General features: G+C 73.9%; 9 protein-coding genes and 1 pseudogene. 5 read left to right on the plus strand and 5 right to left on the minus strand.

Translation table 11 applies throughout. The features are described from left to right. The first annotated feature begins 14 nt into the window (after nt 1-14). On the plus strand, nt 15-1,403 hold the full coding sequence (locus tag QIS96_RS22680) for a type I glutamate--ammonia ligase (protein WP_282544535.1): 1,389 nt from the start codon (nt 15-17) through the stop codon (nt 1,401-1,403). Nucleotides 1,404-1,823: 420 nt separating this feature from the next. Here the strand turns inward: QIS96_RS22680 and QIS96_RS22685 are convergent, their stop codons facing one another. Beyond that, nucleotides 1,824-2,870 (minus strand): sugar-binding transcriptional regulator, encoded by a 1,047-nt coding sequence (locus QIS96_RS22685; RefSeq protein WP_282544536.1) that lies wholly within the window; start codon nt 2,868-2,870, stop codon nt 1,824-1,826. Nucleotides 2,871-3,082: 212 nt separating this feature from the next. Then, entirely contained in the window at nt 3,083-3,769 is a 687-nt protein-coding gene (gene rpe, locus QIS96_RS22690) for a ribulose-phosphate 3-epimerase (protein ID WP_282544537.1), read from the minus strand. A 166-nt stretch (nt 3,770-3,935) separates the two neighbouring features. On the opposite strand from rpe, the gene QIS96_RS22695 reads away from it, so the two are divergent. Further along, nucleotides 3,936-4,238 (plus strand): hypothetical protein, encoded by a 303-nt coding sequence (locus QIS96_RS22695; protein WP_282544538.1) that lies wholly within the window; start codon nt 3,936-3,938, stop codon nt 4,236-4,238. A gap of 179 nt (nt 4,239-4,417) precedes the next feature. Here QIS96_RS22695 and QIS96_RS22700 read toward each other — a convergent pair whose 3' ends face one another. Both QIS96_RS22700 and fmt read right to left on the minus strand, forming a co-directional pair. Further along, nucleotides 4,418-5,857, minus strand: coding sequence for an RsmB/NOP family class I SAM-dependent RNA methyltransferase (locus tag QIS96_RS22700; protein ID WP_282544539.1), 1,440 nt, complete (start codon nt 5,855-5,857; stop codon nt 4,418-4,420). 200 nt (nt 5,858-6,057) lie between these two features. Beyond that, a complete protein-coding gene (fmt, locus tag QIS96_RS22705; RefSeq protein ID WP_282544540.1) occupies nt 6,058-6,990 on the minus strand; it encodes a methionyl-tRNA formyltransferase in 933 nt (310 codons plus the stop codon). Nucleotides 6,991-7,302: 312 nt separating this feature from the next. Here fmt and QIS96_RS22710 point away from each other — a divergent pair, with 312 nt between their 5' ends. Then, on the plus strand, nt 7,303-7,845 hold the full coding sequence (locus tag QIS96_RS22710; protein ID WP_282544541.1) for a hypothetical protein: 543 nt from the start codon (nt 7,303-7,305) through the stop codon (nt 7,843-7,845). Nucleotides 7,846-8,033: 188 nt separating this feature from the next. On the opposite strand, the gene QIS96_RS22715 is transcribed toward QIS96_RS22710, so the two are convergent. Continuing rightward, nucleotides 8,034-10,190 carry a primosomal protein N' gene (locus QIS96_RS22715; RefSeq protein WP_282544542.1) on the minus strand — a complete coding sequence of 719 codons (2,157 nt, stop codon included), beginning with the start codon at nt 10,188-10,190 and terminating at the stop codon, nt 8,034-8,036. Between the two features lie 204 nt (nt 10,191-10,394). Here QIS96_RS22715 and QIS96_RS37755 point away from each other — a divergent pair. Both QIS96_RS37755 and QIS96_RS22720 read left to right on the plus strand, forming a co-directional pair. Further along, nucleotides 10,395-10,727, plus strand: a pseudogene (locus tag QIS96_RS37755) (helix-turn-helix domain-containing protein); the annotation flags it as partial. Between the two features lie 135 nt (nt 10,728-10,862). Then, on the plus strand, nt 10,863-11,834 hold the full coding sequence (locus QIS96_RS22720; RefSeq protein WP_349017409.1) for a transcriptional regulator: 972 nt from the start codon (nt 10,863-10,865) through the stop codon (nt 11,832-11,834). Nucleotides 11,835-11,900: the final 66 nt, after the last annotated feature.

Here is an 11,900-nt window from a genome sequence, read left to right on the forward strand (position 1 = left end):
GGTAGCGCCTCCCCATGGACAGCTCACCGGAGACCCCGGAGACCCCAGAGCCCCTCGACCACGCCGCCCACGCCGCCCACGCCGACCACCACTCCCGGTCCACGGACCCGCTGGTCACCCGGCTCACCGCCCGCGGAGTGCACGGCGTGGCCCTGACCTGGGTGGACAACGCGGGCCTCACCCGCGTCAAGGCCGTACCTCTCGCCCGGCTCGGGCCGGCCGCCGAGCGGGGCGTCGGCATGTCGCCCGTCTTCGACGTGTACCTCGTCGACGACTCCATGACGTCCAGCCGGCACACCGGCGGCCCCGACGGCGACCTGCGCCTCGTGCCCGACCTCGACCGCCTCACCGCCCTTGCGGGGCAGCCCGGTTGGGCCTGGGCGCCGGTCGACCGCTTCGACCAGGGCGGCCGCCGCTACCGGGGCTGCCAGCGCCACTTCGCCCGCCGTATGGCCGACCGGGCCGCCGAGCGCGGCCTTCGGCTGCGCATGGGCTTCGAGACGGAGTGGGTGGTCACCCGCGACGGCGCTCCGGCGGCGACCGGTCCCGCGTACGGGATGACACGCATCGTCGAGCTGTCCGCATACGCCGACGAGCTGCTCACCGCCCTCGCCGCGCAGGGCCTCGACGTGCTGCAGCTCCATCCCGAGTACGCGCCGGGCCAGTTCGAGGTGTCCGTGGCGCCGTCCGACCCGGTGCGCGCCGCGGACGAGGCGGTCCTGGTGCGGGAGACGATCCGGGCGGTGTCCCTGGCGCACGGGCTGACGCCCGCGTTCGGCCCGGCCGTCGCGCCCGGCACGGTGGGCAACGGGCGGCATCTGCACCTGAGCCTCTGGGACGGCGAGCGGAACCTGTGCGCGGGCGGTGAGGGGCCCTTCGGCATGACGAGCCGCGCGGAGTCCTTCCTCGCCGGGGTCCTCGCGGCGCTGCCCGAACTCCTCGCCGTCGGCGCGCCCTCACCCGCGAGCCACCTCCGCCTGGAGCCCTCCCGCTGGGCCGGCGCGTTCCAGTGCTGGGGCCTGGAGAACCGCGAAGCCGCGCTCCGTTTCATCACCGGCGCCCCCGACGACCCGGCCGCCGCCAACGCCGAGGTCAAGTGCTTCGACCCGGCGGCCAACCCGTACCTCGTGGTCGGCTCGGTGATCGCCGCGGGCCTGGCCGCCCTGGACTCGGGCGCCACCCTGCCCGAGCCGGTCTCCGGCGACCCGGCGGGCCAGGAGCAGCCGCGTCTGCCCACCTCGCTGCCGCAGTCCCTGGACCTCTTCCGCGGCTCGGCCGTGCTGCGCGAGGCGATGGGCGACGAGCTGTTCGAGGCGTTCGCGGCGGTGCGTGCGGCCGAGGTCGAGCTGTTCGCCGCGCACACTCCGGACGAGCTGGCCGCGGCGACGAGGGAGCGCTACTGACGCCCGCGGCGCAGCTGCCTCCGGCCGCCCTGGTCGACCACCACTGCCACGGCGCCCTCCGCCCCCTCCCGGCCGACGGGGCCGCCTTCGAGTCGCGGCTCACCGAGTCAGGACGCCCCCGCTCCGCCGGGCACGAGGTTCCACGACACCCAACTCGGCTCCGCCGTACGGAGGTTGCGCCCGCCGCGCCGGGCTCGGCGTGCAGGTGGTCGGCGAGCGGCAGCTGCGGGCCGCCGGCATCGGGGAGACGCCCCCTGGCGGGCGATCTGACGGGACTCGCGGAGAACGCCCACCGCGGCTACGAACACGACGGCCCGCACGGCGAGAGCGCCGCGCGAGCCGGGTGAGCGTTCGCACAAGGCTTCCTGGAGCACTCGTACGGGAAAAGGTTCCTGCTCGGGTGGAGCAGGGGTCGGGGCGTCAGGATCCGTCGGGGTCGGCCCGGTCCAGGGCGGGACGCGGGGCGGGGCCCGCCTCCAGGAGCTGGTCGGCGGCCGCTGTGTCGGTGACCAGGCTGGTCACAAGGCCGGAACGCAGCACCGCGTCGATCGCCGCCGCCTTGCGCTGCCCGCCCGCGATGGCCACGACCTCGGGGATGCGGCGCAGCCGGTCGGCCTCGACGGTGATGCAGCGCTCGCCCAGGTCACGGCCGACGCGGCGGCCCTCGGCGTCGAAGAGGTGCGCGGACATCTCGGCGGCGACGCCGAGCGAGGCGTAGTGCGCGCGCTCCTCGTCGGTGAGCATGTCGTGCACGGTCGAGATGCCCGGCTCCCAGGAGCCGATCGAGACGCAGGCGACGGTGACCTTGTCGAAGTACTCGAAGGCGCGGGCGATCCCGGTCTGGTTGCGCAGCGCGGCCGCGGTCGCCGAGTCCGGGAGCAGCATCGGCGCGTAGATCGGGTGCGCCTCGCCGCCGGAGACCTGGGCGGCCCGCCGGACGGCCTCGACGGAGCCGCGCTCGGCGGTGCCCGCGTCGTACACACCGGTCAGCTGCACCACCGTGCACGGCGGCAGGCTGCTGAGCGCGGCCGCCATGTGGATCGTGGACCGGCCCCAGGCGAGGCCGAGCACATCTCCCTCGGTGACCAGCTCGCCGAGCAGGTCGGCGGCGACCTCGCCGAGGTTCTCCGGGTCGGGCGACTCCTCGACGGCCTGCGCCGGGGACTCCACGACGACTGCGTGGCGCAGGCCATAGCGGGCCCGCAGCCGGTCGGAGCGCTCGGCGTCCAACTCGGCGGGTACGCGGATCTCGATCCGTACGAGATCCCTCTCGAGGGCGGTCTCCAGGACCCTCGCGACCTTGAAGCGGCTGACGCCGAACTCCTCCGCGATCTGGATCTTGGACTTGCCCTCGAGATAGAAGCGGCGGGCCATGGCCGCCGCCTGCACCAGCTCAGCGGGTCCCATCCGCAGGGCCGGCCTCCCCGCTGACATGCCAGTCACGGCGCTCTCCTCACTGCTGTTCACAAGCTCTGCTGCGATACGGGCCCTGCCGGTCAGGCGCGGCCGCCGTATCCAGTCTGCTGCTCACATGCTGTTGTTTCACACGACTGCGTTCACAAGTTCACTCATCGGCTTTCCGCTCATCCTTGCAGATGCGGCGACACTTGATCAGTCCTGCCGGTCGCCGTTCATCTGCCGGTGGCTCGGAGGTCGCCGAGGCGGTCGCTCGTGACGGTTCAGTGGGCGCAGGCCCACGCTGCGGAGGCGGTCACGTCCTCGGCCTTGGCGCGCAGGGCCTGCACGGCGGCGGCCGGGTCGTCCTTGCCGTAGACGGCGGAGCCGGCCACGAACACATCGGCGCCCGCTTCCGCGCACCGCTCGATCGTCGACTCCGCGACGCCGCCGTCGACCTGCAGCCACAGCTCCAGGCCGTGCTTGGAGATCAGCTCACGGGTCCTGCGGATCTTCGGCAGCATGATGTCGAGGAAGGCCTGGCCGCCGAAGCCGGGCTCCACGGTCATGATCAGCAGCATGTCGAGCTCGGGCAGCAGATCCTCGTACGGCTCGATCGGCGTGGCCGGCTTCAGCGCCATGGAGGCGCGGGCGCCCTTGGCCCGGATCTCCCGCGCGAGCCGCACGGGCGCGGCGGCTGCCTCGGCGTGGAAGGTCACGGACCCGGCCCCGGCCTCCACGTACTGCGGCGCCCAGCGGTCCGGGTCCTCGATCATCAGATGGCAGTCGAGCGGCGTGCTCGTCGCCTTGCTCAGGGACTCCACGATCGGCACCCCGAGCGTCAGATTCGGCACGAAGTGGTTGTCCATCACGTCGACGTGGAGCCAGTCGGCGCCGCGGACGGCCTCGGCCTCTTCGGCGAGACGCGCGAAGTCGGCGGACAGGATGCTGGGATTGATCTGAACTGCCATGCCCCAAGCCTGCCATGCCCGGCGCGCATTGCTGTCGGTGTACCGTGCATCGGCCCTTCTGGAGAGGCTGGCGGCGGGTGAGTTGAGGCCTCCCTTGTAGGGTCGCTGCGGGCCGGACGACGCCGTACGGGCACCGGTCCCGGTTCCTGGAAGAGGTGGTGTACGGATGCTGGGCATCCTGATCGTGATCGTGCTGTTGACTCTGGCCGTGGTGGGGGCGGCCGTGGTAGCGGTCATCGCCCTGCGCAACCGCCGGCCGGCGCCGCCCGCCCCGCTCATGGGCCCGCCCCAGCCCCCGTACCCGCAGCAGTACCCGGCGGCCCCCGGTCAGGTCCCGGGCCCGAACCCGAACCCGAACCCGTACGCGCAGGCCCCGCAGGCCCCGCAGGCCCCGCAGGCCCCGCAGGCCCCGCAGGCCCCGCAGGCCCCGAACCCGTACGGCCAACAGCCGCCCTACCAGGGTCAGTAGAGGCTGGGCCCCCGCTAGGGGGCGTCTCCCCGATCTTTGCGGGTCCGCGACGCCTGGCACGCACTCTCGCCGCACGCCCGAATCACCCAAGTACGTCCAGTACGAGGGAGATCCGGGCGCACGCCGAGAGCACGCACCAGACGCCGCGGCCTGATCCGCAAAGATCGGAGAGACACCCCCTAGGCCGTGCGGCGCAGCAGGGCCAGGTACATCGCGTCCGTGCCGTGCAAATGCGGCCAGAGCTGGATGTCGGGGCCGTCGCCGAGGGCGGGCACGCCGGGCAACAGCGGGCGGGCGTCGATGAGTTCGGCGCCGCCCTGCCGCTTCAGGACGTCGTCGACCACGGCGCGGGTCTCGGCCAGGTGCGGCGAGCAGGTCGCGTAGCCGACGACGCCGCCGACCCGTACCGCCTTCAACGCCTCCTGGAGCAGGGCCCGTTGCAGCGGCGCGAAGCCGTCCAGGTCCTCGGGCCGACGGCGCCAGCGAGCCTCCGGGCGGCGGCGGAGCGCGCCGAGACCGGTGCAGGGCACGTCCATGAGCACGCGGTCGAAGGAACCGGGCAGCCACGGCGGCCGGGTCCCGTCGGCGGCGATCACCTGGTACGGCCCGGGGTTGCCCTCGAGCGCACGCTCGACCAGCTTGGCCCGGTGCGGCTGCTTCTCGGAGGCGAGCAGCGTCGCACCGCGCTGCGAGGCGAGCCCCGCCAGCATCGCGGCCTTCCCGCCGGGCCCGGCGCAGCCGTCCAGCCAGCGCTGATCGGAGCCTTCGAGGGGCGCGTTGGCGAGCGCGAGGGCCACCAGCTGGCTGCCCTCGTCCTGCACACCGGCCCGCCCCTCGCGCACCGCGTCGAGCGCGCCCGGCTCGCCGCCCTCGGTGAGCCGCACCGCGTACGGCGACCAGCGGCCGGGCAGCGCGGAGTCCTCGCCGAGCCCGTCGAGCAGCTCGTCGGCGGTGATCCGGCCGGGCCGGGCGACCAGGGTGACCTCGGGCCGCTCGTTGTCGGCGTCGAGCAGGTCCTCGATCCCGGCGCGGCCGCCGCCGAGCGAGTCCCAAAGCGCGGAGACGACCCAGCGCGGGTGCGAGTGCACGACGGCCAGGTGGTCCTCGGGGTCCTCGTCGTAGGGCGGCGCGACCCGCTCCAGCCAGCCGTCGAGATCCTCGGCGGCGATCTTCCGCAGCACGGCGTTGACGAACTTCGCCCGCCCGTCGCCGAGCACGACCCGCGCCAGTTCGACGCTCGCGGACACGGCGGCGTGCGTCGGGATCCGGGTGCCGAGCAACTGGTGCGCGCCCAGGCTCAGGACGTCGAGCACAGGCGGGTCGACCTCACGCAGCGGCCGGTCGACGCAGGCCGCGATGATCGCGTCGTACGTGCCCTGCCGGCGCAGCGTCCCGTACACGAGCTCGGTCGCGAGCGCCGCGTCCCGCCCGTCGAAGTTCTCCGGCCCCTCCTTCTCCCGCGCCTTGCGCAGCAGCGGCGGCAGCACGAGGTTCGCGTACGCGTCCCGCTCGTCCACCGCCCGCAACGCCTCGAAGGCAAGGATCCGCACAGGGTCCTTCTGCGGACGCCGATACGGCTTGGCGGGCTTACGGGGACGACGACCGTGCTGTTCGCTCACGAGAAAAGGTGCTCCGGATCCTGGAATGGGTGCGGTTTCCAGCGTAAATGACGCGCGGGAGGCCGACTCGGGGCACCTGTACGGCTCTGAACCCGTCCGGCGTTTGAGGGCGAGGCCGCAGGCCGATAGGGGCGGGGTCTGGGGGAAGGCCCCAGGAACGACCGAGCCCCGTACGCCGGTGCGGACCGCAGGCCCGCGAACTACTCCCCCACCCGCTCGCCAGAGCCGATCCGCACCCCCCGGGCCCAATCCGCCGCCCGCATCGGCTTCTTGCCCTGCGGCTGCACCCACAGCAACTCGACGGCGTGCGACCCCGTGCCCACGTACACATTGTTCTTGCCCGCGTCCAGCGCCCCCTGCCCCAGATCCGTACGGTCCACCGCCGGCTGCACGGACACCAGCTTCAACCGCTCGCCGCGGAACGTCGTCCACGCACCCGGCGCGGGCGTGCAGCCACGCACCACCCGGTCGACGCGGAGCGCCGGCGCGGACCAGTCGATCTCCGCGTCCTCGACGGTGATCTTCGGCGCGTGCGTGATGCCGTCGGCGGGCTGCGGCACAGCCTTGACGGTGCCGTCCTCGATGCCGTCCATCGTCGCCGCGAGCAGCCCCGCCCCCGCGAACGCGAGCCGGGTGAGCAGGTCCCCGCTGGTGTCCGTGGACCGGACGACCTCGGTGACCGTGCCGTAGAGCGGACCCGCGTCGAGCCCCTCCTCGATCAGGAACGTGGACGCGCCGGTGATCTCGTCCCCCGCCATGATCGAGTGCTGTACGGGAGCCGCGCCGCGCCAGGCCGGCAGCAGTGAGAAGTGCAGGTTGACCCAGCCCTGTGCGGGCACGTCGAGCGCGACGCGCGGCAGCAGCGCCCCGTAGGCGACGACCGGGCAGCAGTCCGGGGCGATCTCCCGCAGCCGCGCGAGGAACTCCTCGTCGCGCGGCTTGCGCGGCTTGAGCACCTCGATACCGGCCTCCTCCGCGCGCTGCGCGACCGGGCTCGCGACGAGCCGGCGGCCGCGCCCTGCGGGGGCGTCGGGGCGGGTCACGACCGCGGCGACCTCGTGCCGGTCGGAGGCGATCAGGGCGTCCAGGGCGGGAACGGCGACCTCGGGGGTGCCTGCGAAGACCAGCTTCATCGGTGGGCGACTGCCTCTCGGGCGGGGTGGATGACGAGCAGCACACCAGTCTATGACCACCCCAAGTCCCCCCGCCCGGCGGCGAGGTCAGGCCCGCCCGCTCCGCGTACGCCGCCCCGCTCCACCGTGTCGACCGCCGCCCGAGGGGCGTACGACCGGCCGCGCGCCCCGCGCATATGCGCATACGCCCCCGCACCGTGACCACATCGACGGGTGGCGCGTTGGTCAAGAAAGAGTTGACCACTTCGCGTCGATCACCCGGGCCGCAACTGCGGCCCGATCCTTTTCAACGCCGGTTCGAGAGGCTTGTTCATGGCCGACCACGCAACCCACGACGCCCAGGCACGGGCCAGCCTGCATCTGCTGGTGCGGGACATCGAACGGGTCCGCAGGCAGGTGGACGCGCTGCGCACCCTCACCGCCCAGTTGGGGAACGTCTACCGTCCGCGCCGGTCCGGACCCTCCACGGGCTTCGTCGTGTACGGGCGGGCGCCCGCGCCCACCGTCCGTCTCGCCCAGGAGCTGCGGGACAGCGTCGAGACCCTGGTCACCGCGGCCGTGGACTTCGACCGTTCCCTCGGCTTCTCCTGGGACGCGGTGGGTTCGGCGCTCGGCGTCACCAAGCAGGCGGTGCACCGCAGGTACGGCGCGCGGCGCGCCACCACCCAGGCGGCGGCCGAGGCGGAGCGCGCGACGGACTCCGCGTCGACGTCCGCCGGCAAGGTCCCGGCGCCGTCGGGCCCGCTGCCCCAGGTGCCCGCGGCCCGCTCCATGCCGACGCAGCCGACCGCCGGCAGCCCCAGCCTGCGCGAAGAGGCACGCCCCGGAGCGTTCCCCGGCCCGCGCAACGGCTGAGTCCGCGCGAGCCCCCGCGCAGCAGTCACGCCGACGCTGCTGCCAGGGGCTCGCGCCCCTTCCGTGCCCCCGCCGTCCTGCACACGGCGGGGGCATTTCCCTGCCTGCGCCAACTCTCGTACGGGAAGGGCCACTTGCCGCCACAAGCTGTCCTCAGGCGTACGGGGTGAAGCTGACGGTTCGGCACCTCACCCGATATCCGGCGGATCCACCCGAATCCGAACCGAATCCGCCTCGCTGCGCCCCGACTTGGCCAGCCGGGCCGCCTGGGCCGTCTTCAACGCGGCGGCGAGAGCGGCGCCGGTGCCGGGCGGAACGCGGATCAGGGCCCGCTCCCACTGCTCGCCGGGCGGCGGCCCGCCCGGCCGCCGGGGCCGGCCTGCGTCCGTCACGGGCAGCGGCACCGGCCCCAACACCTCGGCGTCCGAAGGCAGTTGGGCCGCCTGCAGGAACTCCTCGACCGCGGCCGGCCGCCCGGACACCGCGGCCATCCGCGACACCGGGGGAAAGCCCAGCTCGGCCCGCTCGGCCAGCTCGCGCACCGCGTGCCCCGTGGGGTCCCAGCGCACCAGGGCCTGCACGGGCCGCAGCGTCGGCTCGGCCACGACCACGACCGTGCCACCCGCCGCCTGCGGACGTACGAGCGCGGACGCCCCGATCCAGCGCCGCAGCGCCTCCTCCCCCGCCCGCAGATCGGGCCGGCCGAGCATGGCCCAGCCGTCGAGCAGCAACGCCGCCGCGTAACCGCCGTCCGCGACCGGCTCGGCGCCCGGCGTGGACACCACGAGGGCGGGCGCGTCCGGCACCGTGTCGAGCACCTGGTCCCGCCCCGAGGTCCGCACCGGCACCGCGGGGAAGGCCCGCCCCAGCTCCTCCGCCGTACGCCGCGCGCCCACGATCTGTGCGCGCAGCCGGAAGCCGCCGCAGGCCCCGCAGTGCCAGTCGCCCTCGTCCTGTCCGCACCAGGCGCAGTGCAACGGCCCGGCGTCCTGCGCCTCGAGCGGCCCCGCGCAGTGCCGGCAGCGGGCGGGCTCACGGCATCTCTCACAGGCGAGCCGCGGTACGTATCCACGTCTCGGCACCTGCACGAGCACCGGCCCGTGCTTCAGCCCCTCCCGCACGGCCTGCCAGGCGAGCGTGGGCAGCCGGGCGGCGCGCGCGGCCTCGTCCCGCGCCAGGTCCCCGTCCCCCACCGTCCGCACCAGGGGGGCCGTGGCCCGCACCTGCTCGCGGTCGGCGGCGAGGGGCAGCGCCCAGCCGCTCTCGACGAGCTGCGCGGCCTCGACCGTGCAGCTCCAACTGCCAAGGAGGAAGCCGCACTTCTCGTGCGCGGCACGCAACAGAAGCACATCCCGCGCGTGCGGCAGCGGGGCGTGCTGCTCGCTGTGGCTGCCGTCCCCGTCGTCCCAGATGGCGACCAGGCCGAGGTCCTGCACCGGCGCGAACATCGCCGCGCGCGTGCCGACCACGGCGCGCACGGATCCGCGCCGCACGGCCAGCCACTCGCGGTACCGCTTCTCCGGCCCGGCGTCCGCGGTCAACAGGGCGTGCCGCCCGGGGCCGAGCAGCGCCGTCAGCGCGCCGTCGACCCGCGCGGCCACCCGCCCGTCCGGTACGACGACGAGAGCGCCGCGCCCCGAGGCCAGCGTGGCGGCGACGGCGCGCGCCAGCTCCTCGGCCCACTCGGCTCCGGGCAGCGCGTTCCACACGGCTCGCGGCGCTTCCCCGTCGGCCAGGGCCTGCAGGAAGGCGGGCCCCCTCCCGTACCGCACCCAGGTGCCCGGCTCCGGGCGGGGCGGCGGGGGCAAGGGCTCCGGCGAGGGCTTCTGCTCGGCTCTGGCGTTGCGCGGCGGGACGGCGAGCTGCAGCACATCGGCGAGGCTCCCCGCGTACCGGTCGGCCACCGCCCGCGCGAGGCCGAGCAGCTCGGGGCTCAACACCCGCTCGGGAGACACCACTTGGGCGAGCGCGGCGAGCGGACCCGCGTAGTCCGACTCGGCGAGCCGCGCCACGACGAACCCGCTGATGAGCCCGCCGCCCTCCCGGCGCCCCCCGTGTACGGACCCCCGCCCGGCCCCGAACCGCACCCGCACCCGCACGCCGGGCTGCGCGTCGGCGTCCAGCTCCTGGGGCACGGCGTAGTCGAAGTACCGGTCGAGGTGCAGCACGCCCTTGTCCACGAGCACACGCGCGACCGGCAGCTCCTTGGCGAGCGCGGCCCCCCGCCACGTCCGCGGCTTGGCCCGCGGCACCTTGGCCTTGCGCACGCTCTCCCGAATGAGCGCGAGCTGCTCGGGCGCCGCGTCCTCCGCGCCGCCCTGCCCCGACTCATCCCGGCTGCTCACAGCCAAATTCCTATCAGACGACACTGACACCCGAGCCGTTCGAGCTCCCCCACGACAGCGGCCCGGCCACTCCGCCGCCGGCCTCTCGGCCACACCGCTGCAGCCCGGCCGAGGGCCCTGAGCAGACGCTTGTCGCACTACTCCGCAAGCAGGCTCGACAAGCCAATTCCCTATCTGTTTCGGCCGCGCGTGCTACGGCAGCGCATGGCCGTAGGCAGCGCATCGGATACAGAACTGGAAACGGGAAACTCCGCTGATCGCCTTGTCCGACCCCTGTCACTGAGCCGACTCTGGCTGCGACGACGACGGACAGGTTACGGCCCGGCGGTGTCTGAATCAGGGGGACGTGTGCAGGAGCAACGACGAGTCTTCGGCGCAGAGCTGCGTCGCCTTCGGATGGCGGCCGGTCTCACGCTGACGCAGTTCGCAGCATCGGTGCACTACAGCAAGGGACAGATCAGCAAGGTCGAGACCGGTCAGAAGCAAGCCACCGTCGAATTCGCTCGCCTCTGTGACAGCGCCCTCGACGCCGAAGGCTCCCTCGCCGCACTGGTCCCGCATACGTCGGGCCCACACTCCCTGTCCGCCCCGTACCAAGACTCAGGAGTTGGGATGCGCGGCACTCCTGCACACGAGCATACGAAGACGAGGGGGCCGACCCGTCGCCAGCTGATGGCAGCCGGCACGGCGACCACGCTCACGGCGACCGGAGCGACGAGCAGCCCGGCCGAAGCACGCGGTGACATGGGGGCAGGCCTCCTGGAGACCTCACGTGCCCTCTTCGGCCAGCACCGCCGCCTCGGCCAGCTGTCGCCGCCCGGCGCCGTCGTGCCCGTACTCACCGAACAAGCACGGTCCCTGGGCAGGCTCACCGAACACTGCGGGGAACGGACCGCTAACGCCTTGCTGAACCTGTCCGCGCGCTACGCCGAATTCGCCGGCTGGATGGCACAGGAGAGCGGCGACGACGAGGCTGCGGTCCGCCTGACCGAGCACGCGGTGCACATCGCGGCAGCCGCCGGAGACCGCGACCTCGCGGCTTACGCACTCGTCCGTCGCGCCCTCATCAGCTACTACCGGGGCGACGCCACAGACACGATCACCCTCGCCGAGGGAGCGGTGAACCGGCGACTGCCACCCCGCATCCGTGGCCTGGCCGCCCAGCACCTGGCCCAGGGACACGCGCTTCGGGGAGACCACAGTGCGTGCATGCGCCGCCTCGACGCTTCCCGGGAGCTCCTGCAACAGGACTGTCCGGACCCGACCGTTCCGGTGCTCGGCACCACGAATCTGCGGGACCCTGCCACGATGATCACCGGGTGGTGCCTGCTCGACCTGGGCAGGCCGCGTGAGGCGGCCGCACTCCTGGAGAAGGCCTGTGCCGACCTGCCGGCGCACGCCTTGCGCAACCAGGCCCGCTACGGGGTCCGGCGGGCACTGGCCCACGCGGCTGCGGGCGAGATCGAGCACGCTTGTGCGGTGGTCCGCCCACTGCTCCCGGCCGTCCAGGCGGTGGACTCGGCGACGATCCGCCTGGACCTGAGGCGCCTGTCCCGCACGCTCACCCGCTACCGCAAGCACCCGAGCGTCGTCGACGTCTCGCCCGATCTCACCGCGGCGCTGCACCCGGCGCCCGTCCGCTGAACCACTTCCGGACCACCGCGCCCGGTCACTGAGGCGGCGGAGAGCCGAACACCCCACCACCGAAGG

Source organism: Streptomyces cavernicola, assembly GCF_029968035.1.
Taxonomy (GTDB): Bacteria; Actinomycetota; Actinomycetes; order Streptomycetales; family Streptomycetaceae; genus Streptomyces; species Streptomyces cavernicola.

Excerpts from the sequence above, each read along its gene's own strand:
- QIS96_RS22680 (WP_282544535.1), top strand. The coding sequence starts at position 15 with ATGGACAGCTCACCGGAGACCCCGGAGACCCCAGAGCCCCTCGACCAC.
- rpe (WP_282544537.1), bottom strand. The coding sequence starts at position 3,769 with ATGGCAGTTCAGATCAATCCCAGCATCCTGTCCGCCGACTTCGCGCGT.
- QIS96_RS22695 (WP_282544538.1), top strand. The coding sequence starts at position 3,936 with ATGCTGGGCATCCTGATCGTGATCGTGCTGTTGACTCTGGCCGTGGTG.
- fmt (WP_282544540.1), bottom strand. The coding sequence starts at position 6,990 with ATGAAGCTGGTCTTCGCAGGCACCCCCGAGGTCGCCGTTCCCGCCCTG.
- QIS96_RS22710 (WP_282544541.1), top strand. The coding sequence starts at position 7,303 with ATGGCCGACCACGCAACCCACGACGCCCAGGCACGGGCCAGCCTGCAT.
- QIS96_RS22720 (WP_349017409.1), top strand. The coding sequence starts at position 10,863 with ATGGCAGCCGGCACGGCGACCACGCTCACGGCGACCGGAGCGACGAGC.